The organism is Roseimicrobium sp. ORNL1, from assembly GCF_011044495.1.
In the GTDB taxonomy this organism is placed as follows: domain Bacteria; phylum Verrucomicrobiota; class Verrucomicrobiia; order Verrucomicrobiales; family Verrucomicrobiaceae; genus Roseimicrobium.
Map to the genome: position 1 here is coordinate 1,807,168 of NZ_CP049143.1, position 22,759 is coordinate 1,829,926.

Consider the following 22,759-nt stretch of genomic DNA (forward strand, 5'->3'; position numbering starts at 1 on the left):
GTATCAATCGATTGGGTGCGCCATGAAAAACGAGAATGCAGAGGCTAACAGCCGCCCGAGACGCCGTCGCTGGCCCTGGGTGCTGCTGGTGTTTGTGCTTCTGCTGGGCGGGGGACTATGGGGGGGCTACGAATGGGCCACGGCGAACGCGGTGCGCACGTTGAACAGCCGCCTCGCGGAGAGGAGTCTGTACCTGAGTTACACCTCAAGCTCATGGGTGCCATGGCGCGGCCTAGGGCTGGAGAACATGGCGCTGTATCATGATGAGGCGCGTACCAAGCCCATCATTTCCCTCAGCACGTTGGACGTCGAACTTCCCTGGCAGGAGATGGCGCAGAATCGGGAGTTCATCAGCCGGTGGAAAGTGCACGATGCCACGCTGGAACTGCATGATCCGAAGGGAAAGGTGACGCTGGAGCACGTGACGGTGGACGCGGTGGTAAAGGACGGGGTCATTGAATACACCAAACTGGATCTGAAACATGGCCCCCGCCTGTTCGCCTTGTCCGGTGAGTTGCATCTGAATACGGACGAGAAGGGAGGGGAGAAGCCGGGATCGCTGGAGATGGATCTCGACCCCATGCGGTCCATCCTTGATGCGCTGGACTTCAAGAAGGACGCGGGGACGTTCTTGATCAGTGGCAAGGTATCCTTCGATGCGAGGGTCACGCCCATGGCCTGGAGTGCGGATCTGACCGGTGAAGGTGAGCACGTGGTGTGGCAGGGCGTGCCCATGCGAAAGGCCGTGATGAAGACCGCGATGTCCCAGGACGGATTCACGGGTACCTGCAACATCGCCTTTCCTAAGGGCACGACAGATCTGGACTTGAGCCTCAAGAGCTGGAGAGACGCGCCGATGGTTTTCACGGGGAAGATTGCCGACTCCGGGGGACGCACCAATCAATGCAAAGGCACATACCGCGGGAAGGAAGACGTGGTGACGGTGGAGGAGATGCAGGGAAAGGCGAACATGCTGGAGTTCATGGGAAACTTCCCCGCGATGAATGCACAATTGCCCAAGGAGGTGCATGTGCGTGAATATCCCGACATGGTGATGAAGAACCTCGTGTGGAAGACTGCCGAGGGCACCTGGGCCATGGAGTCTCTGCGTCTGCGGTCGCCTCTGGAACTGAGTGTGAAGGTGGAAGGACATGAACTCCTCGTGAATCAGTTGAAGGGAGATGTGTCCTACACCGGTGGAGCGTGGAAGTTCGCGGATGTCACCGCGAAGGTATTGGGTGGTTCGGTTTCACTCCAGGGCAGACACGACGGCAAGGTGTTGCGTGATGCTTCGATCTCGGTGCAGAACGCGCGCATGGCAGAGTTGAGCCCCTGGATGGGGGAGAGTGGTTCTTCCTTTGGGAAGGCGCTGGCCTCGCTGAACTACAAAGGTGACTTCGCGGTCGAACCTGAGCACCTCACGGGGTCAGGCTCGATTCAGATTGAGAATGCACCGACGATGCACGTGCCGTTGCTGGATGCGACCTATACATTGTTTGCTGCGCTCATACCCGGATTGAAGAAGGAGGATGGCAATGGTGAGATGCGCGGGCAGTTCACCAGCAAGCAGGGCGTGTTGAACTTCTCCAGTTTCCAGGCCAGCGGGGGTTCTATCACGGTGACGGGCGCAGGCAGCGTGGATTTGGTAAATCACACCATATCAGGCAAGGCTCAGGGAAGACTGCGAGGAGTGGGTGGGGTCGTCACCGCGCCCATCAGCCGATTGATGGAAATGGAAGTGAGCGGTCCACTGGATGACATCCGCGTGAAGCCTGCGGGCGATGGGTTGGTCGGCAACGTGGTGGAAGGCACGGTGGATGTGGCGCGCGGTACGATCAAAGGAGCAACGAAGGTCACGGGCTCCGTGGTGAAGGAAGGGGTAAAGCTGCCATTTCGTGCGTTGAATTTGTTCCGGAAGAGGGAGTGAAGGTGATGCGATGTCTGGGGAGATGGAACGAGATCGGAATGGCCGCAAAAGAACGCAAAGAACACAAAAGTTTACTGAGGTGGCCGCTGTGACGTGGTGGCTCGACCGAAGCAAGAAGCTGGCAGCGTGAGCCCTGCCCTGATGCATCCTCTTGGTTCTCTTTTTTGCGCTCTTTGCGTTCTTTTGCGGCTATTCCGATGCTCCCTTCATCACGCGTCCTTCTTCCACGGTGAGGACTTCGTCGCAGATGGTCTGGAGTTCTTTCTGCGAGTGGGTCACGTAGATCATGGGAAGGTGCAGATCCTCACGAATGCTGAGCAGGTAGGGGAGGATCTTTTCCTTCAGGCGATCATCGAGGCTGGAGAGCGGTTCATCGAGCAGCAGGATCTGCGGTGAGGCGAGGAGGGCGCGGCCGAGGGCCACGCGTTGTTTCTCACCACCGGAGAGGTTGTGCACGCGACGAGTGAGGAGAGGGCGGATCTCCAGTAGATCGATGATGTGATCCGCGTGGCTCGTGGTGGAGCCGTTGGGACGATGACCGTAGTAGAGATTCGAGCGTGTGCTGAGATGCGGGAAGAGCGCAAGGTCCTGCGGCACGTAACCCACACGGCGATGCTCGGGTGCGAGATTCACCTTGTCAGCGGTGTCGCAGAGCACGTGGTCATTCAGCACGATGCGACCGGAGGCAGGGCGGCGCAGGCCGGCGATGATTTCGATGAGCGAGGTCTTCCCTGCGCCTGACGGACCACGGATGCCAGTCACCGGTGCGGTAAGGGTGAGATTCACGCCAAGTGTGAACTCCGCCAGTGGCAGGCTCACATTCTCAAGCTGCAGCTTCAGCGTCATGGTACGCGCCTCCTGCGTGAAAGCGTTTCGCTGATCCACAGGGCTATGAAGGCCATGATGACGGCGACCACCAGCAGCTTCATCGCTTCGCTGTCATGACCAGTCTGCACATGTTGGTAGATGGCGAGGGAGAGGGTGGACGTTTCGCCCTGAATGAAACCAGCCACCATGATGGTGGCGCCGAACTCACCGAGTGCTCTCGCAAACGCCAGAACCACGCCCGCGGCGAGCCCACGCCGTGCGAGAGGAAGGGTGACGGTCCAGAAGACGCGCCATGGACTTGCGCCCAGTGTGCGTGCGATGCCTTCCAGTCGTACCGGCACTTCTTCAATTGCGGTGCGCATGGAGCGCACGAGGAGAGGGAAGGACATCACACCAAGCGCGATGAGCACGGCCTTCCAGGTGAAAACGATGTCCACGTTGAAGCTCTCATGCAGCCAGCCTCCGATGGGGCCGCGGCGACCAAGGAGCTTCAACAGAATGAGACCCGTGGCCACCGGCGGCAGTACGAGGGGCAGCGCCACGAAGGTCTCCACGAGAGACTTGCCTGGCCACTCCTTCCGCGCCAGCAGCCAGGCGATGGCCACGCCGGGTGGCAGGATCAGCAGCACACTCAGGGCGGATACCCAGGTAGTGAGCCAAATCGTCTGCCATTCTTCGGCGGTCATTTTTGATCCTTATTCGCAGATCTCTCCAGCGCGTTGAGTGCCCACTCTATGTCCGGAAGAAGTGACTCTTGATAGTCGCTGAGGCTTTTAAATCCGTCAGTGCGGACGAAGACTTCCTTCGCTTGCATCAGGCTGAGGGGAAAGAGCTGTCTGAGGAGAATAATACAAGCCGAGAATTCATGACCTTTGGCACGCATCGCAAAGCAGATGGTCTCAGGGGCATCGCCCCTGAGCTTCATCGCTTCGTACGTGGAGTATTCTTCCGGCTGCATGCGTGGGTTCCCGCTGGACTGGCATCCAACATGAGGTGCATCCCGCCGGCTTTCAAGCTCAAGGAACTTCGGGCAGCACCACAAAGCCGAACTTCTCAAACACCGCCTTCGCTTCAGGGGTATCGAGGAAATCCAGGTATTGCTTCGCGGCCTCCGCATGGGACGAGCTTTTCAGAGCGGCCATGGGATAGGTGATGACCGGGCCTTCGCTCGCGGGCACTTCGAAGGCGATTTTCACCTTCTTGGAGATGGCGGCATCGGTCTTGTACACGATGCCAGCATCCACATTGCCGGATTCCACCGCCGCGAGGGCGGCGCGCACGTTTTCCGTGGCGATGACCTTGGGCTCGACCTTGTCCCAGAGGTTCATCTTGGTGAGCCACTCCTTGCCGTAGATGCCTGCGGGCACGGCTTTGGGATCGGCGAAGGCGACCTTAGCCACGCCAGCTTCGGCCAGCGTCTTGCCTCCAGCGATCTCCAGTTTGCTGTCGGAGGGCACTACCACCACGAGGGCGTTGGAGAGTTGGTTCTCCTTGGTGGCCACATTGACGAGGCCTTTCTTTTCCAGGCCTTCCATCTTCGCAAGGTCGGCGGAGATGAAGACATCGGAGGGAGCGCCTTCTTCAATCTGCCGCGCAAGCTGGCTGGAGGCACCGAGGTTCAGCTCAATCCTGCCACCGGTCTTCTTTTCATACAGGCCGTGAATCTCCTTCAGCGCGTCGGCGAGACTTGCTGCGGCGGAAACACGGAGGGTGGGTGTCTGGGCCTGCATGGTGGTCGTGACCAGGGGCAGGAGGACGCCCGCGGCCAGAAAGGCACGGGCGAAGAAGGTCGATCTATTCATGGGAGGATATCGCGGACGGTTGAGGATTCGCGTGGTTAGAAGTTGAAGGTGGCCTGCACGTAGACCCAGTCTGCGCCGGTCGCGCCGCCATTGGCAGGCACGCGGCCCACCGAGCTCTTGATATAGTCGCCCGGGAAGAAATGGCCATAGCCAACTTGCAGGTCGGACCGCGGAGTGGGGGAGTAGCGTACCAGCAGGTCCAGTTCGGAGCCTACGAAGGAGTCAAAGCTGGGGTTTCTGCCGTAGCCGTTGACATTGCGACCGGAACCGGACTCGGGGTAGAAGAAGTCATTCGTATCTGCCAGCCAGAAGAGCAGGTAGTCCAAGGAGACGGTCAGCTTCTTGCTGGGCTTGATGGAGAAGGAGACACGGGGGCTGTTCGTGTTGCGCAGTCCCGTCAGGTCCATGAGACCGTAGAAGCGGTGGTTGGTGCCGAAGAGCTGCTCAAAGGTTTCCTGCTTGCCGTCGTTCGGGTCGCCGTCGCCGGAGCCGTAGTCATAGCCCAGGCCGACACGCGGCTTGCCCCACGCATTGGCAAAGGTGTATCCAAAGCTGCCGGTAATTGCATAAGACTGGAGGTCGAGTTCACGGCCTCCGCTAACCACTTCGCCGAACTGGCCAGCGCTTTCGAAGGTGAAATCCCAGTCCCCGAAGGCTTTCGGCAGCGACTTGATGCGCACGCCATAGGTGTACACGTCACGTTCGGAAGGACCGCCGACACCGGGCGCAATGGCATTCGGAGAGCCGGAGTCCACATTGCGGGCCAGGAAAAATGCCTGCGTCTCCAGTGTGCTCACGATTTCCTGTGAGGAAGCGTAGATGCCGGAGAAGAGATCCTCGTCGTTGGATTCATTGAAGTAATCGTCACGGGCGATGACCACATTCGAGGCGAAGAGATCGATCCACGTCGCCTTGCCCAGGCTCCAGCGCACGTTCACCGCGTCGAAGCTGCGGCCCACGTTGCTCCAGTCACCGATGCCGATGAAACGTTCATCACCGTAGAGCATTTCCTGGCGACCGACTTTCAGCGTGAGCGGGAAGAGCTTCGGGTCGCCGAGCTGGATGTACGCTTGATGCAGGTCGAAAGAGTCTTCATCCGGGCTGGGATCGCGTTCGTCGGAGGCGACCTGGGCACCGCGGCCCTGCACGAAAACCTTCAGCCAGCTCTCCGGCTGCCAGCCCACGTGGATCTTCTCGCGGAAGAGGAAGTAGTCGTTGCTGTTGTTCTGCCCGCGGCTGATGAAGTCACGGTTGGGGAAGGAGCCAGCGTCATCCTTCAGTTCATAGCGAGTGCGGAATTGCACGCCGAGGTCCCATTCGCTGAAGGCCGGGGACTGGCTGCGAAGGTAGTCATTGAGCAAACCGGCGCTGACCGGTTCCTTCGGTGGAGGAATGACAGGCGCCTTGGGAGAGGTGGCAGGTTCACCGGCCCAGAGGCAGGTGGCGGAGAGCAGGAGTGCAGAAGCACTGTTTCTCAGAGTCTTCATGGTTGGGAGTCGATGTGTGAGTGTGTCTGTGAGGCGCGGTCGGATACGGCCTTCGATATATTCAGTCAAATATATCGATGATGAATTGGGTTCATGGAAGACATGAAGTGCCATGAAAAGCTGGGCTGCGCCCCGTGCTCAGGCCTTGAGCAGGCCTGCCAGTTTTTGCTGGGTCTTTTCGATGGCGCGGGAGGCTTCCTGTTCCATCTGGCGGTAGAGTTTCAGGACCTGTTCGCCAGTTTCCGTGAGTGTGGCGCCACCCTTTTCACTGCCACCTCGCGAGGAGGAGACGAGTGGCTCGCGGAATCCTGCGTTCATGGTTTTCACGTGGAGCCAGGCGCGGTTGTAGGACATTTCCATGCGTCGTGCGGCCTCTGAGATGGAGCCGGTTTCCGCGATGTGGGCCAGCAATTCCGCTTTGCCTGGGCCGAGGACGAGGTCGTTCCCCCGGTACATGCGGAAGCGCGGAAACACACGCGGTTTCCCGGTGCCGGATGCGGACTTCTTGGTGGCAGCCACGGGACTCGGGAAAATAGCGGTGGCCTGGGCTGACTACTTCGGCAGCTTGTTGAAATCAAAGGTGCAGCACCCGAGGTCCAGCACGTTGTTGTTATCGCTCAGGTGGCTGCGGAAATCCTCTGCCAGGGAGTAGAGGCGTTGCTGGCCTTGTTTCTCCGTCTGGAGCAGGCCGGCCTCGCGCAGTACGCGGAGATGTTTGGAAACATTGTACTGCGTGATGTCCAGCGACTCCGCGATTTCATTCACGCTACGCTCCTTTTTTAGGAGCATGCGCACCATGCGCATTCTGTTTTCCTCACCGAGCGCTTTGAGTGCGTGAATGCAGTCGAACTTTTTCACAGGCGACTTCTAACGCAATTACGGGAAATCGGCAAGTCCGCTGGTGTGTGCAACTGCGGGAAACGAAAATGTTCTGAAAGTTTCGAAACAGGTTGTTGCTCTGGTGCGTCTTCATTTATATGCGCACATAAGCATATGTAGGCTCTCCCCAAGCGGCCCGCATGTGCCTTGTTTGCGCTCCCCTCGCATCACACGCTCCCACATGAAACGACACTTCGTATCCGTCTCCCTTGCACTCACCGCACTCTGCGGCTCCCTCTCCGCCACCCCCAGCGGCTTGAACAATATCCCGACCGCAGACGTCACTCCCATGGGTGTGGGCGTCATCCAGGCATTCTCCAATTTCGGCAATGACGTCGATTCGGATTTCAATCTGGGCTTCAAGACCGGCCTGGATGTTTTCGGGCAGAAGTTTGAGCTCGGCGCCGACTCCCACATTCTGCCGGACAAAGGTGGTCCCGTGGTGTTCCATGCGAAGTACTCGCTGCCCTTCGGTGAAGGGCTCCCGACGCTGGGCCTCGGTGTGGCGAACATCGCCCTCACCAACGATGACCGCGACCGAGCCGGTGACCCCTTCACGTATGCGGTTCTTTCCCATGACTTCGGTGGGATGTTCCGCGCCCACGCCGGCTACGGCTTCCAGACGGACAACAACTCCGTCCTCCTCGGATTGGACAAGACCTTCAAGGTGCTGGAGCGCGACCTCGTGCTGCGCACGGACCTGATTCAGATTGCGGATGAGTCCGACTGGATGGCCAGCTTCGGCTTCCTGTATGCCCTTCACGAGCACGTGGTGCTGGAGTCCTGGATGAGCCAGCCCTTCGATGATGGGGATCCCATTTTCACCGTGAAGCTGAATTTCGTCCTGAAGTTCTGACATCCGCCCACCTCAAAAAAAACTAGCAGCAGACAGTCATTGTCATCGTTCGAACCCATGAAACCCAGACCCAAGACACTCGCGCTCCTGGCTGCCACCGCCCTCCTCTCGGGAGTCGCTGGCACGGCCTCGGCTGAAATCGGCATCATCTCGCCGGAAGAGGCCAAAAAGCTCATCGAAACCTCCGATGCGGCCAAGCGCCCCATCGTGCTGGATACCCGCGGCGGCTACAAGGACTACTTCCGCGGCCACCTGCCCACGGCGCACCACATCAACTTCGACACCCTGCGTGGTACGGATCACGGAGTGCCGGTGCAGTACCTTCCTGCGGACCTCACCAAGGCGCTCCTGCTCCGCGCGGGCGCCACGGCAGGCCGCACCCACATCATCTACGCCACGGGCGAACAGCTCCCGAATGATGAAATCCTGAGCGCGAGCATGGTCGCCTTCGTGCTGGAGAAGTACGGCATCGAAGACATCAAGATCGTGGACGGTGGACTCCCCGCCTGGAAGGCCGCGGGTTTCAAGCCCACGCAGGAATACTACGGCAATCCCGAAGGCAATCTGCCGAAGAAGGGTCATCCCGAAGTGGCGCTGACCGTTGAGGAAGTGATCGCCCAGAAGGACAAGCCCGGCCACATCCTCGTGGATGCGCGCCCCATGAATGAGTACCTCGGCCAGGACGAAATCTGGCTGCGCAAGGGGCACATCCCCGGAGCGATCAGCTTCCACTGGGCGAAGCTCATGGAGAAGGACAACACGCATAAGTTCAAGAAGTATGAGGACGTGAAGGCCGAGCTCGAAGCGGCCGGCATCACCAAGGACAAGGAAATCCTCTGCTACTGCGGCACCTCGCGTGAGGGCAGCCTGCTGCGCTTCTACTTGAAGCATGTGGCCGGCTATCCTAACGTGCGCCTCTACGAAGGCGCCTGGAAGGAATACGTGTGGCTCAAGGACAAGTCCCTGCCTGCGGAAACGACCGAGAACAAGGCGAAGTAACCTGACCCTTTAGCTAGCGCCTGGTTGGTGTTGGTATCTCAGCATGTCCCGTCGCACTGGTGAGCGGCGGGGCATGCTGTTTTCTTTTGGGGCCTGCCTGTCCCCTGTCACAAGGACTTTGCTGGAAGGCCTTACCGTGCGTATCCTTGGGATAGATGTATTCCGAGTCCGGCACTGCCCCCACAGCCACCACGGTATCCCCCGTGGTGCGGGACGGGCTTGGCCGAGCGCTGACGGACCTGCGCCTCTCCGTGACGGACAGGTGCAATTTCCGCTGTACCTACTGCATGCCGAAGGAACTCTTTGGCGCTTCGCATGCGTTCCTGCCCAAGTCGGAGATTCTCTCGTTTGAGGAGCTGGCCCGCATCGCCCAGGTGTTTGTGGGACTGGGCGTGGAGAAGATTCGCCTCACCGGTGGCGAGCCCCTGCTGCGCCGTGAGCTGGATGTGCTGATTGCACGCCTCGCCGCGATCCCGGGAGTGCAGGATCTCACACTGACCACGAATGGCTCCGCGCTGGTGAATCTGGCGCCTGCCTTGCGCGCGGCTGGATTGAGCAGGCTCACGGTGAGTGTGGATGCGCTGGATGACGCCGTATTCCGCGCGATGAATGACGTGGATTTCCCCGTGCACCGGGTGCTGGCGGGGATTGATGCGGCGCTGGAGGCGGGCTTTGGTCCCATCAAGATCAACACGGTTGTTAAGCGTGGCGTGAATGAGCAGGAGATTCTGCCACTGGTGCGCCGGTTCCGCGGGCCGCAGTATGTGCTCCGGTTCATCGAGTACATGGATGTGGGGAATTCCAACGGCTGGCGCATGGAACACGTGGTGCCTGCGCGTGAGATTCTGCAGCGTATCGAGCAGGCCTTTCCGCTGGAGCCGCTGCCGGCACACGCACCTTCAGAGGTGGCCCGGCGCTACCGGCACCGGGATGGGGGAGGGGAGATTGGAGTGATTTCGTCCGTCACCGCGCCCTTCTGCCGGGACTGCACGCGTGCGCGTGTTTCTTCGGACGGGAAGCTGTACACCTGCCTGTTCAATGGGCAGGGGCATGACTTGAGGAGTCTGTTGCGCGACGGCGCCACGGATGAAGAGTTGGCGGATTTTGTGCGTGGGGTATGGCACAAGCGGGATGACCGCTACAGTGAGCTGCGGGCCCACCAGCCACAACAACCGCAGCAGGTGGCGAAGGCAGAGATGTCCCGCATTGGCGGCTGAGCCGGCTCTTTCACGGTGATTGTGCGAGGGAGTTGTTTGTTCGCTTGGCAGCGGAGAACTGGCGTGGGAGAATCGTCGGGAATGAGCAAAAATACCTTGGGAAGATGGATGGCCGCTGCGGTGCTGGTGATGGCGACGGGTGCCGTGTGGGGCGAAGGGCCGGACTACACCATCGAGCCCGGTAAGAGGGTCAGCGCAGTCACCCGCACCACCACCCTTTCGGAGCTCCAGACAGCCTATGGGCCAAAAAATGTGAAGGCCACGGACCTGCCGGGTGTGGAGGGCGAGACCATCAAGGGCGCCATCGTGCTGGGCGGCACAGACCGTGAAATGCACGTCATCTGGGATCCCGAAAACCCGGAGAAAGAGGCTCTCGAAGTGGAGTTGGTGGGCAAGGCGTGGGACTTGGAAGGCCTGAAGCGGGGCGCCACGCTCGCGGAGGTGGAGAAGGCCAATGGAGCTCCCTTCAAGATGACCGGTTTTGGGTGGGACATGGGTGGCTATGCCCTTTTTGAGAAGGGAAAACTGGCCGGCAAGGTCATGGTGCGTTTTACTTCCACGGGCCCTCAAAGTGATGACATCCAGGGGGACCGGCAGATACCCAGCACCCACGCCGGACTCCGCGCCGCCAAGCCCGTGGTGGAAAAGGTTTCGATTTTTTTGAAATGAGTTGCGAAAAGGTTCGTCAAAACAAGCTCGCGAAATGTTGTTGCACCCCACCGCCCAGACGCTAGACTTCGCGCCACTTTTTCCGATCTGATGCTCAGGCATTAAGTGGAGACAGTGTCGGCTTTCGGTGTGCAATCCTTTTTCCCCTTCCTGCCATGGCCAAGAAACCTGCAAAGACTACCGCCAAAAAACCTTCGAAACCCGCGAAGGCTGCCAAGCCCAAAGCGCCAGTTAAGAAGGCCGTAGTGAAAAAGGCTGCTGCCAAACCTTCTGCCAAGCCCGCAAAGAAACCTGCCCCTGCCCCCAAAAAAGCTGCCGCCGCCCCAAAGAAATCCGCAGCAACGGCCAAACATCAGCCGGTGAAGGGCAAACCCCAATCCCCCGACGTGAAATCCCCCAAGAAAGAATCTTCCAAGCCAGCCGCCGCCAAGCCTGCCGCCTCCGCCAGCAAGACCACCAAGACGACGAGCAAGCCCGTCAAGACTCCCGCCGCAGCCGCCAAGCCGGCTCCTGCCCCCGCGCCCGCACCTGCTGCGGCTCCCGCAGCGAAGACGACGAACGGGAACGGCAAGCCTGCAGCTGCCGCCAAGGCTCCGGCGAAGGCGCCTGGCAAAGCTCCGGCAGCGGCCCCGGCCCAGTACGCCCCCCTGCCCAAGGTCATCAAGCAAAGCCCGCTCGAGGCTTCCGCTGACCTGGTGCTCAAGCCTGCCTACAACCCGAAGAAGCTTCCTCCTTTCTTCAAGAAGCAGCACCAGCGCCTCATTGAGCTCCGCAGCGCCCTCTCCGACCTCATGGAAGGCATGGCCGCTGAGACCCTGCGCTCCCGTCCGGAAGGCAGCGATGCCTCCGTGGGCGGCATGCACATGGGAGATGCCGGCAGCGACGCGTATGACCGCGACTTTGCCCTGAGCATGCTCACCAAGGAGCAGGATGCGCTCTACGAAATCAACGAAGCGCTTGAGCGTATGGACCGTGGTGTCTACGGCCTGTGCGAGCTGTCTGGCAAAAAAATCCCGGATGAGCGTCTCGAAGCCCTGCCCTACACCCGCTATACCCGCGAGATGCAGGAGCAAATTGAGCGCGATCAGATGGGTGGTGGCCGCTTCCGTCGCCCCATCGTCAGATCGGTGTTTGGCCTTGATGAAGAAGGAGAAGGAGATGAAGACGATGAAGAAGGCGAAACCAAGGATTCCAGCCCGACTGAATCCTCGCTTGACTTCATGAAAGAGTAGTCCATTCTACCGGCCCACTTTTTATGCCTCGCGATATCATCACCCTCGAATGCACCGAAGCCCGTCCGGCAGGGATGCCTCCCTCCCGCTACGTGACCACGCGCAACAAGAAGAGCCCGAACACACCTGGCCGTCTGGAGAAGGTGAAGTTCAATCCCTTCATGCGCAAGCGCACCCTGCATCGCGAAGTTCGCTAAGCTTGGGCCTCGACCTGTCTCTTTCCCGTAGAACCTCATGCAACCGAAGACCAAAGAACGTCTGATCGCCTTCCGCAGGCACAATCGCAAGCTGCCCCGTCGCCGCATCGACCTCCCCGCGGAACAGATCACCTACAAGAATCCTGAGCTTCTCGCCAAGTTCTGCACGGAGACCGGAAAGATCCTTCCCCGCCGCGTTACCGGCGTGGCTGCCTGGGTTCACCGCAAGATTACCAAGGAAATCAAGCGCGCTCGCGCCGTGAACCTCCTCAAGTAGTCGATCTCGACTTCGCAAAGTTCCTTTGCTTTTTGAAAAACGTTCCGGTCTCGCGGCTGGAACGTTTTTTGTCTCCAAGACGAACCGCCGCGACCGATTTGACCGATGCCTGCTTCCAAGTTGCACGACACCCAAAACCAGAGTGATGCCCGTGGCATCCCGATTGATCGTGTAGGCGTGAAGGGGCTGAGATTCCCCCTGAAAATCCGGGACCGGGACCAAGCGGAGCAGAGCACGGTGGCGGTGGTGTCACTGGCGGTGGACCTGCCCCATCATTTCAAGGGCACGCACATGTCCCGTTTCGTGGAAGTGCTGCATTCGCACGGACAGGTGCTCACGGTCGGAGACATCGCCGGCATGCCCCGCGAGCTGCTGAAGAAGCTGCACGCGGACAAGGCGCACGTGGAGTTCCGCTTTCCGTGGTTCCGCAAGAAGAAGGCCCCTGCCACCAAGGCGGAGGGTCTCATGGACTACGGCATCATCTTCGAGGTGAATGCCGAAGCTGAAAAAGTGGACTTCGTGGTGACCGTGGAAGTGGCCGTCACGACGCTCTGCCCGTGCAGCAAGGCCATCAGCACCCACGGTGCACACAACCAGCGCGGCGTGGTCACCTTCTCCGTGCGCTTCACGGAACCCGTGTGGATTGAAGAGCTGGTGGATCTGGTGGAGGCCAGCGCCAGCAGCGAACTCTACAGCCTGCTCAAGCGTCCGGACGAAAAGGTGGTCACCGAGCGTGCTTACGAGAATCCCGTCTTCGTGGAGGACCTCGTGCGCAATGTGGCCCTACGCGCCAAGCAGCACCCGCAAATCACCTGGTTCAAGGTGGAGGCGGAGAACTTCGAGAGCATCCACAATCACAACGCGTATGCGTTGATTGAGCAGACGGTGGAGCGGTAGAAGCTCTGCGGTTCAGGCGCTGGCGCTGGTTTCGATGCCCCAGTGCTCTGGATAGTGCGTGTTGGGAAATGCCTCGCGCGCTTCTCGCAGCATCTCCTGCCATTCGGCGCGAGCATAGCGGTCGGAGACGTGGAATAGGATGAGCTTTTCCACGCCGGCACGTTTTGCCAGTTTAGCGGCCAGCACCGTGGTCATGTGGTAGTTCTTCCGCGCCAGCTCGATGTCTGCATGCCGGTATTGGCCTTCGCAAATGATGGTGCCACAACCGTGCAGCGATTCTGCGAGGCCTTCCATAGTGGAGTCGTCCAAGAGGAAGTCTGTGAGGTAGGCGGTGGAGTCACCCTTGGACTCGGTCATCAGCGCATCCTGCAGGGATTTCACATCATGTGGCGCGCCCTCGATCAAGAGTGGTGGTGAGTCTGAAGACGCGTCCTTCAGTTGCTTCAGCCAGGGACCAGGTTTCAGACCCAGACTCGCCAGCTTGGATGTATCCACATTGCGACGTGAGTGCTCCTCCACGAGATAGGCGATGGAAGGCGTCTTGTGATCCATCGTGAACGCCTTCACGGTGCCACCTGCGCCACTCCACACGATGCCCTGATGAGGGCGAGATGACTCCTGATGCGCGATGCTGAAGGCTTCGCCGAGGTCGAAACGGGTCGTTCGGATTTCCGATTCGTGGATTTCAGAGACACGCCATTCACCCGGCTCACCAGCTTGCAGGTTCCAGAGGAATCCCTGAAATCGGTGCTGCAGGATCTGCGCGGTGCCGGGAGGTCCCCAGATGTGATTGGGCTTGGTGAGTCGATCGTAGGTGCAGCGGAAGAATGAATCGAAGCCCGCCACATGATCGATGTGCAGGTGGGAAAAGAAGAGCTGATCCACATTGCTCACCTCCGCGAATGGGAGCGTCGAGGCACAGTCCTCCCCGCAATCGAACAGGAGCCGCTCCAGCGACTTGCCGCTGTCGATGCGCAGGAACAGGGCATTGTCGCACCCGGCCTCACCCAAGACGACGTTTGTGAGACTCATGTGGATGAGGTGGGAGCGAGCCCGTGACGAGCAGTGGAGGTCGTGGCCCGGCCTACTCTACACCTTCCGCCACCGCTGGAAGCTCTCGATGGCTTCGTAGTTCGCCAGACCGAGGGAGTCGTACTGGTGTGCCGTGTGCTGGTTCACCTTGGTGACTTCGCCTTCCATGCTGGTAAGGGACTGGTAGCGGGTCAGCGCGCGCGCCTTGCGCTCGAGCTGCATGGGGCTGGCGGGTACGGCCATGTCGATTTCCCAAGGCTCCAGAGCCTTCTCACGACCGCGGTAGAGCCAGACGGAGCAGGCAGCCACCCAGTCCTCGTGCTGGAGTTCGGCGAGCGCCTGCTCCAAGGCTCGGAAGCTGAGTGCGGCCACGCTTGAAGGGTCAGCGGCATCACCGGTGACGTAGATTTGGTGCGGGCGGAATTCCTTGAGCAGTTTCACCACTTCCGCAGTGTCTTCCTGACCCAGCTTGAAGCGGCGATAGCGGCCGCGCTCGTAGAAGGGGAGATTGAGGAATTGGACCTTCTCCTGACCCACTCCCAAGGCGTGAGCGGCGTCGCGGAGTTCGCCACGCAGAATCAAGCTCTTGAGCTGGCGCAGGGCGGGCTGGTCTTCGCCGAATTCTCCCTTCTCTTCCAGCAGGCGCAGGATGTGGCGGGCGTAGTCCGTCTGCTCATCCCAGCCCTCGGGCGAGAGGGTGGCGATTTCCTGGAGGGTGCTGGCGAACTTGTCCGCTTCACTGTCGGCCACGCGCAGGCTGCCGCTGCTCATGGCGACGAGGCGGATGTCATGACCCTGCTCCACGAGGCGGTCGACGGTACTGCCGAGGCTCACCACCGCGTCCTGGGGCTCCGGGCTCAGGATGAGGGAGCGCTTCGGGTACGGCTTGGCGCGCTCGGGGCGGAAGGTGTCGTCCGCATTAGGCTTGCCACCGGGCCATCCGGAGATGGTGTGCTGCAGCTGGTTGAAGATATTGATGTTCAGCTTGTACGCCGGGCCCTGCTCGCTCAGCAGGTCGGAGAGACCATGCTCGTTGTAGTCCTCGTCGATGAGCTTGAGCACGGGGCGGTTCATGCTGGCGGAGAGCCAGCACACCGCGCGGCGGGTTTCGCTGGGGGACCACTTCACAGGACCGACGAGCCATGGCAGCTTCACGCGAGTCAGTTCACGCGAGGCGCCCTTGTCGACGAAGAAGCGTGCTTCTGGATGCTCCTGCAGGAAGGAGGCGGAGACAGCGTCTGTCACGGCGCCTTCCACGGCTTTGGCCACCACGCCGGCCTTGTTTTCACCCCAGGCCATCAGCACAATTTTTTTGGCGCGCAGGATGGTGGAGACACCCATGGTGATGGCGAAGCGCGGCACGTTTTCTTCACCACGGAAGTCCGCCGCGGCGTCTTGGCGCGTGATGCGGTCCAGCGTGATGCGGCGCGTGAGCGACTCGCGGGAGGAGCCGGGTTCGTTGAAGCCGATGTGGCCCGTACGACCAATGCCCAGAATCTGGAAGTCCACACCACCAGCGGCATCGATCATCTCCTCATACGCGCGGCAGTGTTCGAAGACTTGATCGCCGGGCACCAAGCCGCTGGGGAGGTGGATGTTTTCCTTCGGGATGTCGATGTGATCAAACAGCTGATCACACATGAAGCGGTGGTAGCTCTCTGGGTGCTCCGGCGTGAGGCCGTAGTATTCGTCCAGGTTGAAGGTCACCACATTCTTGAAGCTCAGCCCTTCCTCGCGATGCAGACGGATGAGCTCGCGATAAAACGAAACGGGTGTGGAACCCGTGGCCAGACCAAGAATGGCATTCTTCTTTTTCGCCGCGCGGGAAGTGATGAGTTCCTTCACCTCCTGGGCGAGAGCAGCAGCGGCAGCAGCCGAGCTGTCATGAATGATGGTCGGTATCTTTTCGTAGGCCTCGGCGGCGGAGCGGCGCTTGGACATGGTCGTAGAGTGAGGTGGAAAGCGAACGTGCGTGCGTGCGAGCCGCCAACATCACGAGCGGCTGGCACATTGCAAGTGGCGGGGTGACGTCAGGGGAGAGGTAGCGCGATCGGAATGGCCGCAAAAGAACGCAAAGAGCGCAAAAAGTGATGAGGTCCTGGGTGGTGTTGTGTATTGGAGGGGTGGAGTACTGCTTGGGCATAGTTATCCGCGATGGGAATCATCTCGGGATTGGTCCTGCGACAATGCGTACTTTCTGATCTGGAACTTGTAGGAGCCGAAGTTCATGAGAAGGCCGTGCTCGATACGCGTGGACTTTAGATAGCCAAGTAATTGAGCGGCGTGTTGCTGGAGCAAAGTGCTCACTGCCTTCAGTTCCACCAAGATAACACCTTCAATCAGGAGGTCCGTGAAGTACTCCCCGACCACCGTGCCATCTTCATCCAAAACGGACACAGGCTGCTGTTGTCCTACCAACAACCCTTGTTTCCGAAGACGGTGCGCCAAGGCATTCTCATACACTTTTTCCAAGTGCCCATGCCCATGATACAAATGGATATCATAGGCCGTCTGCCGCACCAAGTTGCATAGCTCATTGATGGAACGCATGGAGCAAATAGATATGCCCAGCCATTAGGTCCTGGCAAATGCCTGCAAAACTTTTTCAGCCGTTCATTAATTTTTGCGCTCTTTGCGTTCTTTTGCGGCCATTACCATCACTCACCACCCCAAAGAGCGTTGCGTCACTCCTGCCAGTCCGCCGCCGTGCCCACGCTCTTGGTCTTGCTCAGGCGGTTGCCGCGTCGGGCATCAGCGACGGCGAGCATGGTGGCTTCGCAGGCGTCGGCGATGATGTCGAAGCGCTCGGTGGAGATCCATTCCTTCTTCACCATCCAGGTGCCACCGACACCGACCACGGGCTTGAAAGGAAGGTACTCGGGGAAGGTTTCCAAGGTGATGCCGCCGGTGGGCATGAAGCGCATGTTGGGGAAGGGGCCGTGGAGCGCTTTCAGCATCTTGATGCCGCCGCTGGCTTCTGCGGGGAAGAATTTCACGCATTCCAAGCCGAGGTTCGCGGCCAGCATGACTTCCGTGGCCGTGGTGGCGCCGGGGATGATGAGCACCTGCCGGGCCTGGCAGTGACGCACGAGTTCGGCATCGATGCCTGGGGTCACGATGAACTGCGCTCCGGCGGCGATGGCTTCATCCGCCTGAGCCGGGGTGAGCACCGTGCCGGCGCCGACGAGCAGGCCTTCCTTGGCGAAGGCGGCCATGCGCTTCAGAATCTCCAGGGCGGCGGGCGTGCGGAGGGTGACTTCCGCGCAGGGCAGGCCGCCGTCCAGCAGCGCATTGGCCAGAGGCTCAGCATGGGACACGTTTTCCAGGATGATGGCGGGGACCACGCCCAGTTGCTCAATGCGAAGGAGATGCTCGTGCATGCGTGCACGCTAGCCAGTCACCGGCTGCGCCGCAATCCATGAATTCCCCTAGTCGCTCAGGCCCCGGCCGGGGTGCGAACGGCGGAGGAAACTCCTTGCGCCCGGGGTCAATTTGTTTGAGTCATCCGATTCCTTTTCCAACCCGCACATGTCCCAGACCAGCCTCCCCTCCGTCCGCCCTTCCGAACTCGGCAAGCCCATCTACATCGGCTCCGTGCAGCACCTCTATGCCGTGCCGGGCCGTGATGACCTGATGGTCTGCGAAACGACGAACGCTGGCAGCGTGTTCGACGTGGGCAGCATCTTCGACATTCCCGGCAGCGACGTCGCCCGCGCCACCTTCCGCCACGCGCTCTACACCCGCATGGGCAAGCCTGAGACCTGGGCCAAGGTGCGTGACGCCATCGTGGCTGACCCCGATCTGCCCGCCTATTTCAAGGAGGACATCCAGAAGGGACCGCTCGAAACGATGCTGCGCGAAGGCGCAAAGACCCACCACGTGGGCATGCTCGATGGAGACACGGGCGTGATTGCCACCGAAGGCATGCCAGCGAAGCCCAGCACCTACAACGTCGTGCGCCGCTTCCCCATCATGAAGCCGGTGCAGAAGACCTTCCTCGGCACCTATGTGTATGACTACGCCATGTTCCACCAGGCGGGCACGTATGTGATTCCGCTCGAGAGCATCGTGCGCTTCGGGATCACCGGCGGCTCCTCCGTGTTGAAGAAGTACGGCAGCCTCACGGACTCCGGCAAGCGCGCCTATGAATCGGAACTCGGTCTGACCAAGCCCATGCAGGCCTGGCAATTCCTGGAGAAGCCCATCTTCGACCTCACCAGCAAGCACGAGCCGGAAGATCGCAACGTCTCCAAGCAGGAAGCGCTGCTCATGAGCGGCCTGGAGGCAGAGGCCTTCGTCTCCGTGATCAAGATGACCATCCTCGGCGCCTGGGCCGTGCGTCAGCTTCTGGACGAAATCGGTCTGCTGCTCTGGGACATCAAGTGGGAGTTCGCCGTGGACAATGGCGACTTCTACTACGTGGACACCATCGACACCGACAGCTTCCGCGCCACCAGCTTCCTTGAGACAGACGGCAAGAAGCTCGTGCTGCACTACAACAAGCAGGCCATGCGCGACTACTACAAGATCGTGCACGCCGACTGGTTCGCTGGCGTGAACGACGCGAAGAAGGAAGCCAACAAGAGCGGCGTACCCTTCAAGCAGGTGCTCAAGGAAGGCCAGGCCGCCGGCAAGTGGCCGAACACCCCTGTGGTGGATCCCGAATTCCTCGCCCTGCAGGCGAAGAAAATGGACCTCATCCGCCTGCACGTGCTGGGCGGCGGCGACACCGCGAAGGTGAAGTCCGCGCTGAAGGATGTGGGTGTGGCCGAAGTCGAGTTCTACCGCGCGCGTGGTCTGTTCGATGAGTACGCGAAGGCGAACTCGGTGGCGTAGTGGTGCGGCGGTCTGATTTTCGGACCGCTAATAGCAGCTAACGAACGCTGATTTTTTGGGCGGGCTCTCGTAGTGAGAGCCCGTTTTTGTTTTGTGATGGCATGGATTCACCGTGTCGTGGTAAAAGTGGCGGCATGAGTGAAGAGGCCCGTCATTGTTCCATCTGTGGTGACCTCCTGGTAGAGGTCGAAGCGGCGCTGAACCGCACGTGGGGAAATGTTATTGCTACGGGCTTTGGGAGCTCCGTGCTGGAGATTAGAAATGGGAAGGCGGACTGGATGCCCTTCATGACACCGGACCGCAGTGCGCGGGGATTGTATTGCACCAAGTGCGGGTCACTGACGATTGCGCCAACGTTGGGAGAGCATCGGCGGGCGCTTGGGTTGGAACCGTGATTCCCGTCAGAGCCGGTCGTGTCGTATTGACATGCCTATCCCCAGCATGCCCGCAGTCGTGTTGATTTCTCCCCCACTAGTTGTTTGCGCGGCATCCGGCGATGGCGCAGGGAAGGCTGTGTGTGCTGGTGGAGGATACGTTGTTCTTCGCCGCTGCGCGCTACCCGCTACCCGCTGTGCTTCCATCAATGCGCATCGGCCATCGCGCTCGGCAGCACTGTATGCTCATGACATCACTACCCGCCCATAGGGAAACTTGTGTGGCGAAGCCACCTTGGACTGCGCGCAGCCCTGCTGCCGCTTTCCAGAGTCCACAGCCTGCTGTGGCGATGGTGGCACTCGCTCGTAAGGTGATATGTCCAGAAAGCTTGGCGACTTCGTCGCAGTGTAGTGTGCAGCAGGCTGCACTGGGGAAAGCGGCAGCAGGGCTGCACGCAGTCCAGGGACGCTTCGCGTCACAGCATCCGAATCAATCGCATGATTTACGCCTTGAGAGGCCGGACTGAGATACGGTCGTCGCTCCGCGACTGAGCAGCCACCCTTGCTATGAATGGCTACAACGGCCAAACCCTTGGCACCAGTACGATGGCCACCACAAAAATGACCAGTGTGAGTGGCCCACCGACACGGAGATAGTCGAAGAACCGGTAGCGTCCCGGCCCATAGACCATGAGGCACGCGGGCTCGAGAGGCGTGAGGTAGGAGCAGCTTGCGGCGACGGCGACCATCATGGCAAAAGTGCGGGGATTCACGCCGAGTTGCAGGGCTGTCTGGATGGCCACGGGTAGAACCACCACGGCGGCGGCTTGGTTGGACATGGGTTGGGTGAGGAGCACGGTGAGGGCGAAGAAGGCGCTGAGCAGCCAGAGAGGGCCGGCGTGGCCCACCCAATCCACAATCAAATCGGCGAGATACGCGGCGGTGCCGGTGTGCTCCATGGCGACACCCAGTGAGAGCATGGAGGCCACGAGCACGAGAACCTTCCACTCCACGGCCTGATAGGCTTCCTCCGAGCTGAGACACCGCGTAACGAAGACGGCAAAGACACCCAGCATCACGGCCACGGGCAGTGTGACCAGTTTGAACGTGGGCAGGAGTATCACCAGCAGGAAGATGATCATGGCCCACGGTGCATGCTTCACCTTGGGGCGTTCCCCCTCCAGCATGCCGAGGATGCTGAAGACGCGCTGGTCACTCACACGAATCATTTGCTCACGACGTCCCTGCACGAGCAGGATGTCGCCCACCTTGATGGGAATGGTGCTCATCTTCTTGTGCATGGTCTCACCGTGGCGGCTGAGGCCCAGCACTTGCAGGTCATAACGCTCGCGGAATCCGGCGTTCTTGAGTGTGCGACCAATGAGGCGTGAGCCGGGCAGTACCAGTACCTCGGCGAGTTCCTGTTCATCCGGTGTGATGGCGGGATCAGAAAGCTTCACGTCCGCCTTGATGTCGATGCCGGGAATATCCTTGATGCGCACGATGTCATCCGAACTGCCTTCCACGATGATGACATCACCACCTCGCAGCATGGAGCCGGCGCGTGGCTCGTAATATTCATCCTTGTTGCGGATGATGCGCACGAGGGTGAGTTCCAGGTCACGCCCGAGACCGGACTTGGCCACGGTCTTGCCTGCGAGAGGGGAGTCATCGTGGATGAGAAGCTCAAACAGGTAGGGGCGCACCACCAGTGTGGAATCCTCCTCAGAGGAAGCACCAAAGCGATCCGGCACGAGTTTCCTTCCCACGAAAATCATGTAGAGCACCCCTAGCACGGCGATGGGCACACCTACCGGCGCCATTTCGAACATGCCCATGGGTGCCATCTTGTGCTGCTGCATCAGGCCGCTCACCACGATGTTCGTGGAGGTGCTGATGAGCGACACGGAACTGGAAACAATGGACGCAAAGGCCAGCGGCATGAGCAGCTTGCCCGGACTGATTTTCGCTCGCTTGGCGATGCCGAACACCACCGGGATGAAAAGCGCCGCTGCAGCCGTGTTGCTCATGAAAGCGCTCAGTCCCGCCGCTGCGACCAGCAGCACGATATACAGCACCTTGGGATTCGTGCCTGAGTGCCGCAGTATGGTACGGCCCATCAAGTCCACCACGCCCGTTCGCACCAGGGCCGCTGTCATGATGAGCAGGCCGAGGATAAGGATGAAGGTATCACTGCCAAAGCCGGCAAACGCCCGGTCCAGCGGCACGAGTCCAAAGAGCGTGAGTGAAAGCAGCAGTCCCAGCGCCACTACATCAGCGGAAATCCATTCAAAGGAGAAGAAGACCAGGGCAGCGGTCGTGAGTGCCAGCAGAATGGCTATGTCAGGAGTCATCAGTAGTGGGAGCGGGCGAACGGTGGTGGTGTGTTGCCTCTGCAATGGAATCGCCAAACGGAGGCTGGCCGGAGGCGAGAATGTGTGAGTTTTGATTCCGCCGCCCTACGGATTCTGCTTGCATACAGGGATGGATTTTTATTGCGACCAGGTGTTGAGCGGCAAGGTCCAGGTGCAGAAGCTGGTGGAGACAGAGCATGCGCTCGCCTTTCACCACACGCAGCCTTACTGGCCGGTGCACCTCGTGATTATTCCGAAGAAGCACATCGGCTCGCTCGCCACAGTGGAGGGGGATGACCTACCCATTGCACAGGAAATGCTGCGCGTGGCCGCAGACTTGTGCCGGCAGGTGACGGAAGAACATGGCGGCTGCCGTCTCTCCACCAACAGCGGCCACTACCAATCCACGAAGCATCTGCATTTCTACATTCACCATGGCAAGAGGCTGAGGAATGAGGATGGAAGTCCAGTGGTGCCGCCTACACCCTAGTCAAACACCTACCGCAATGCACTTTCCCTTCGAGATACGAATTGCGATGCCAATCCTGATTGGCCTTGTGGCGCTGGTGGTCTTTATCGTGGCCGAATGGCGTGTGAGGCAGCGAGGTGTCCGGGTCGCCATCGCCGCGGGTTCCCTTCTAGCCCTCGCAGCCGCCGTCTGGGATTTCAAGAATCTGGAGAAGCAATGGGAACAGCACTTCCTGCTGTATTCCACAGGACAGACCTTTCTTCAGATCGAAGCAATGCTTGAGCGTGGAGAGCAGGCTGAGGTGGAGCAGGTGCTCAAGAAGTGGGAGAGCGATGGCTCGCTCTATCACTTGAGCCGTGTCCAACTTGAGGACATCCGTGAAGAACTGTTCCGAAACGAACCTGCCGGCATTGAAAAGCAGAGATAG

25 protein-coding genes are annotated in these 22,759 nt (G+C 60.0%); 13 read left to right on the plus strand and 12 right to left on the minus strand.

Translation table 11 applies throughout. The features are described from left to right. The first annotated feature begins 22 nt into the window (after window positions 1–22). A complete protein-coding gene (locus tag G5S37_RS07240; RefSeq protein ID WP_165202232.1) occupies window positions 23–1,927 on the plus strand; it encodes an AsmA-like C-terminal region-containing protein in 1,905 nt (634 codons plus the stop codon). A 189-nt stretch (window positions 1,928–2,116) separates the two neighbouring features. Here G5S37_RS07240 and G5S37_RS07245 read toward each other — a convergent pair whose 3' ends face one another. The 7 genes from G5S37_RS07245 to G5S37_RS07275 form a co-directional block, all read right to left on the minus strand. After that, on the minus strand, window positions 2,117–2,773 hold the full coding sequence (locus tag G5S37_RS07245) for an ATP-binding cassette domain-containing protein (RefSeq protein ID WP_240914829.1): 657 nt from the start codon (window positions 2,771–2,773) through the stop codon (window positions 2,117–2,119). Continuing rightward, the gene (gene modB / locus G5S37_RS07250; RefSeq protein ID WP_165202234.1) at window positions 2,770–3,441 is read right to left on the minus strand and encodes a molybdate ABC transporter permease subunit; all 672 of its coding nucleotides are present in this window, start codon (window positions 3,439–3,441) and stop codon (window positions 2,770–2,772) included. Before modB ends, G5S37_RS07245 begins: the two co-directional genes overlap by 4 nt. Beyond that, window positions 3,438–3,713 carry a hypothetical protein gene (locus tag G5S37_RS07255; protein ID WP_165202236.1) on the minus strand — a complete coding sequence of 92 codons (276 nt, stop codon included), beginning with the start codon at window positions 3,711–3,713 and terminating at the stop codon, window positions 3,438–3,440. Before G5S37_RS07255 ends, modB begins: the two co-directional genes overlap by 4 nt. Before the next feature lie 58 nt (window positions 3,714–3,771). Beyond that, entirely contained in the window at window positions 3,772–4,557 is a 786-nt protein-coding gene (modA, locus tag G5S37_RS07260; protein ID WP_165202238.1) for a molybdate ABC transporter substrate-binding protein, read from the minus strand. Window positions 4,558–4,592: 35 nt separating this feature from the next. Further along, window positions 4,593–6,044, minus strand: coding sequence for an alginate export family protein (locus G5S37_RS07265; protein WP_165202240.1), 1,452 nt, complete (start codon window positions 6,042–6,044; stop codon window positions 4,593–4,595). 138 nt (window positions 6,045–6,182) lie between these two features. After that, the gene (locus tag G5S37_RS07270; RefSeq protein ID WP_206026343.1) at window positions 6,183–6,563 is read right to left on the minus strand and encodes a winged helix-turn-helix domain-containing protein; all 381 of its coding nucleotides are present in this window, start codon (window positions 6,561–6,563) and stop codon (window positions 6,183–6,185) included. 33 nt (window positions 6,564–6,596) lie between these two features. After that, a complete protein-coding gene (locus G5S37_RS07275) occupies window positions 6,597–6,902 on the minus strand; it encodes a metalloregulator ArsR/SmtB family transcription factor (RefSeq protein ID WP_165202242.1) in 306 nt (101 codons plus the stop codon). A 202-nt stretch (window positions 6,903–7,104) separates the two neighbouring features. Between G5S37_RS07275 and G5S37_RS07280 the strand changes: the two genes are divergently transcribed. The 8 genes from G5S37_RS07280 (at window position 7,105) to folE2 (ending at window position 13,267) form a co-directional block, all read left to right on the plus strand. After that, window positions 7,105–7,779 (plus strand): hypothetical protein, encoded by a 675-nt coding sequence (locus tag G5S37_RS07280; RefSeq protein ID WP_165202244.1) that lies wholly within the window; start codon window positions 7,105–7,107, stop codon window positions 7,777–7,779. A gap of 57 nt (window positions 7,780–7,836) precedes the next feature. Continuing rightward, complete coding sequence (locus G5S37_RS07285; RefSeq protein ID WP_165202246.1) at window positions 7,837–8,778, plus strand: rhodanese-like domain-containing protein; 942 nt, start codon at window positions 7,837–7,839, stop codon at window positions 8,776–8,778. A gap of 155 nt (window positions 8,779–8,933) precedes the next feature. Next, window positions 8,934–9,995, plus strand: a complete 1,062-nt coding sequence (gene moaA, locus G5S37_RS07290) for a GTP 3',8-cyclase MoaA (RefSeq protein WP_165202248.1) — start codon at window positions 8,934–8,936, stop codon at window positions 9,993–9,995. 81 nt (window positions 9,996–10,076) lie between these two features. Beyond that, a complete protein-coding gene (locus tag G5S37_RS07295; RefSeq protein WP_165202250.1) occupies window positions 10,077–10,664 on the plus strand; it encodes a hypothetical protein in 588 nt (195 codons plus the stop codon). 155 nt (window positions 10,665–10,819) lie between these two features. Continuing rightward, window positions 10,820–11,896 carry a TraR/DksA C4-type zinc finger protein gene (locus tag G5S37_RS07300; RefSeq protein ID WP_165202252.1) on the plus strand — a complete coding sequence of 359 codons (1,077 nt, stop codon included), beginning with the start codon at window positions 10,820–10,822 and terminating at the stop codon, window positions 11,894–11,896. A 23-nt stretch (window positions 11,897–11,919) separates the two neighbouring features. Then, window positions 11,920–12,093 (plus strand): 50S ribosomal protein L33, encoded by a 174-nt coding sequence (rpmG, locus tag G5S37_RS07305; RefSeq protein WP_113956925.1) that lies wholly within the window; start codon window positions 11,920–11,922, stop codon window positions 12,091–12,093. A gap of 37 nt (window positions 12,094–12,130) precedes the next feature. Continuing rightward, window positions 12,131–12,370 (plus strand): 30S ribosomal protein S18, encoded by a 240-nt coding sequence (rpsR, locus tag G5S37_RS07310; protein WP_113956926.1) that lies wholly within the window; start codon window positions 12,131–12,133, stop codon window positions 12,368–12,370. Between the two features lie 105 nt (window positions 12,371–12,475). Further along, the gene (gene folE2, locus G5S37_RS07315; RefSeq protein ID WP_165202254.1) at window positions 12,476–13,267 is read left to right on the plus strand and encodes a GTP cyclohydrolase FolE2; all 792 of its coding nucleotides are present in this window, start codon (window positions 12,476–12,478) and stop codon (window positions 13,265–13,267) included. A 12-nt stretch (window positions 13,268–13,279) separates the two neighbouring features. Here the strand turns inward: folE2 and G5S37_RS07320 are convergent, their stop codons facing one another. From G5S37_RS07320 to eda, 4 genes are all read right to left on the minus strand, one after another. Next, window positions 13,280–14,299: an MBL fold metallo-hydrolase gene (locus G5S37_RS07320; protein WP_165202256.1), complete on the minus strand. Its 1,020-nt coding sequence runs from the start codon at window positions 14,297–14,299 to the stop codon at window positions 13,280–13,282. 57 nt (window positions 14,300–14,356) lie between these two features. Beyond that, a complete protein-coding gene (gene nagB / locus G5S37_RS07325; protein WP_165202258.1) occupies window positions 14,357–16,240 on the minus strand; it encodes a glucosamine-6-phosphate deaminase in 1,884 nt (627 codons plus the stop codon). Window positions 16,241–16,444: 204 nt separating this feature from the next. After that, window positions 16,445–16,849 carry a GxxExxY protein gene (locus tag G5S37_RS07330; protein WP_165202260.1) on the minus strand — a complete coding sequence of 135 codons (405 nt, stop codon included), beginning with the start codon at window positions 16,847–16,849 and terminating at the stop codon, window positions 16,445–16,447. Window positions 16,850–16,983: 134 nt separating this feature from the next. Continuing rightward, window positions 16,984–17,679, minus strand: a complete 696-nt coding sequence (gene eda / locus G5S37_RS07335) for a bifunctional 4-hydroxy-2-oxoglutarate aldolase/2-dehydro-3-deoxy-phosphogluconate aldolase (protein WP_165202262.1) — start codon at window positions 17,677–17,679, stop codon at window positions 16,984–16,986. 148 nt (window positions 17,680–17,827) lie between these two features. Here eda and G5S37_RS07340 point away from each other — a divergent pair, with 148 nt between their 5' ends. Next, entirely contained in the window at window positions 17,828–19,135 is a 1,308-nt protein-coding gene (locus tag G5S37_RS07340; protein ID WP_165202264.1) for a phosphoribosylaminoimidazolesuccinocarboxamide synthase, read from the plus strand. Window positions 19,136–19,269: 134 nt separating this feature from the next. Then, on the plus strand, window positions 19,270–19,530 hold the full coding sequence (locus G5S37_RS07345) for a hypothetical protein (RefSeq protein WP_165202266.1): 261 nt from the start codon (window positions 19,270–19,272) through the stop codon (window positions 19,528–19,530). Window positions 19,531–20,084: 554 nt separating this feature from the next. Here the strand turns inward: G5S37_RS07345 and G5S37_RS07350 are convergent. Further along, window positions 20,085–21,920, minus strand: coding sequence for an SLC13 family permease (locus tag G5S37_RS07350; protein WP_343229913.1), 1,836 nt, complete (start codon window positions 21,918–21,920; stop codon window positions 20,085–20,087). Window positions 21,921–21,993: 73 nt separating this feature from the next. Here G5S37_RS07350 and G5S37_RS07355 point away from each other — a divergent pair, with 73 nt between their 5' ends. Both G5S37_RS07355 and G5S37_RS07360 read left to right on the plus strand, forming a co-directional pair. Then, a complete protein-coding gene (locus G5S37_RS07355) occupies window positions 21,994–22,353 on the plus strand; it encodes an HIT domain-containing protein (protein WP_165202270.1) in 360 nt (119 codons plus the stop codon). 46 nt (window positions 22,354–22,399) lie between these two features. After that, window positions 22,400–22,759 (plus strand): hypothetical protein, encoded by a 360-nt coding sequence (locus G5S37_RS07360; protein WP_165202272.1) that lies wholly within the window; start codon window positions 22,400–22,402, stop codon window positions 22,757–22,759.

Bases quoted from the DNA above. Each gene is read 5' to 3' on its own strand.
- G5S37_RS07340 (WP_165202264.1), top strand. From the start codon at position 17,828: ATGTCCCAGACCAGCCTCCCCTCCGTCCGCCCTTCCGAACTCGGCAAG.
- G5S37_RS07320 (WP_165202256.1), bottom strand. From the start codon at position 14,299: ATGAGTCTCACAAACGTCGTCTTGGGTGAGGCCGGGTGCGACAATGCC.
- G5S37_RS07255 (WP_165202236.1), bottom strand. From the start codon at position 3,713: ATGCAGCCGGAAGAATACTCCACGTACGAAGCGATGAAGCTCAGGGGC.
- modA (WP_165202238.1), bottom strand. From the start codon at position 4,557: ATGAATAGATCGACCTTCTTCGCCCGTGCCTTTCTGGCCGCGGGCGTC.
- modB (WP_165202234.1), bottom strand. From the start codon at position 3,441: ATGACCGCCGAAGAATGGCAGACGATTTGGCTCACTACCTGGGTATCC.
- nagB (WP_165202258.1), bottom strand. From the start codon at position 16,240: ATGTCCAAGCGCCGCTCCGCCGCCGAGGCCTACGAAAAGATACCGACC.
- G5S37_RS07300 (WP_165202252.1), top strand. From the start codon at position 10,820: ATGGCCAAGAAACCTGCAAAGACTACCGCCAAAAAACCTTCGAAACCC.
- G5S37_RS07280 (WP_165202244.1), top strand. From the start codon at position 7,105: ATGAAACGACACTTCGTATCCGTCTCCCTTGCACTCACCGCACTCTGC.
- G5S37_RS07285 (WP_165202246.1), top strand. From the start codon at position 7,837: ATGAAACCCAGACCCAAGACACTCGCGCTCCTGGCTGCCACCGCCCTC.
- G5S37_RS07360 (WP_165202272.1), top strand. From the start codon at position 22,400: ATGCCAATCCTGATTGGCCTTGTGGCGCTGGTGGTCTTTATCGTGGCC.
- rpmG (WP_113956925.1), top strand. From the start codon at position 11,920: ATGCCTCGCGATATCATCACCCTCGAATGCACCGAAGCCCGTCCGGCA.
- G5S37_RS07240 (WP_165202232.1), top strand. From the start codon at position 23: ATGAAAAACGAGAATGCAGAGGCTAACAGCCGCCCGAGACGCCGTCGC.
- G5S37_RS07345 (WP_165202266.1), top strand. From the start codon at position 19,270: ATGAGTGAAGAGGCCCGTCATTGTTCCATCTGTGGTGACCTCCTGGTA.
- moaA (WP_165202248.1), top strand. From the start codon at position 8,934: ATGTATTCCGAGTCCGGCACTGCCCCCACAGCCACCACGGTATCCCCC.
- G5S37_RS07355 (WP_165202270.1), top strand. From the start codon at position 21,994: ATGGATTTTTATTGCGACCAGGTGTTGAGCGGCAAGGTCCAGGTGCAG.
- G5S37_RS07265 (WP_165202240.1), bottom strand. From the start codon at position 6,044: ATGAAGACTCTGAGAAACAGTGCTTCTGCACTCCTGCTCTCCGCCACC.
- G5S37_RS07330 (WP_165202260.1), bottom strand. From the start codon at position 16,849: ATGCGTTCCATCAATGAGCTATGCAACTTGGTGCGGCAGACGGCCTAT.
- eda (WP_165202262.1), bottom strand. From the start codon at position 17,679: ATGCACGAGCATCTCCTTCGCATTGAGCAACTGGGCGTGGTCCCCGCC.
- G5S37_RS07295 (WP_165202250.1), top strand. From the start codon at position 10,077: ATGAGCAAAAATACCTTGGGAAGATGGATGGCCGCTGCGGTGCTGGTG.
- folE2 (WP_165202254.1), top strand. From the start codon at position 12,476: ATGCCTGCTTCCAAGTTGCACGACACCCAAAACCAGAGTGATGCCCGT.
- G5S37_RS07245 (WP_240914829.1), bottom strand. From the start codon at position 2,773: ATGACGCTGAAGCTGCAGCTTGAGAATGTGAGCCTGCCACTGGCGGAG.
- rpsR (WP_113956926.1), top strand. From the start codon at position 12,131: ATGCAACCGAAGACCAAAGAACGTCTGATCGCCTTCCGCAGGCACAAT.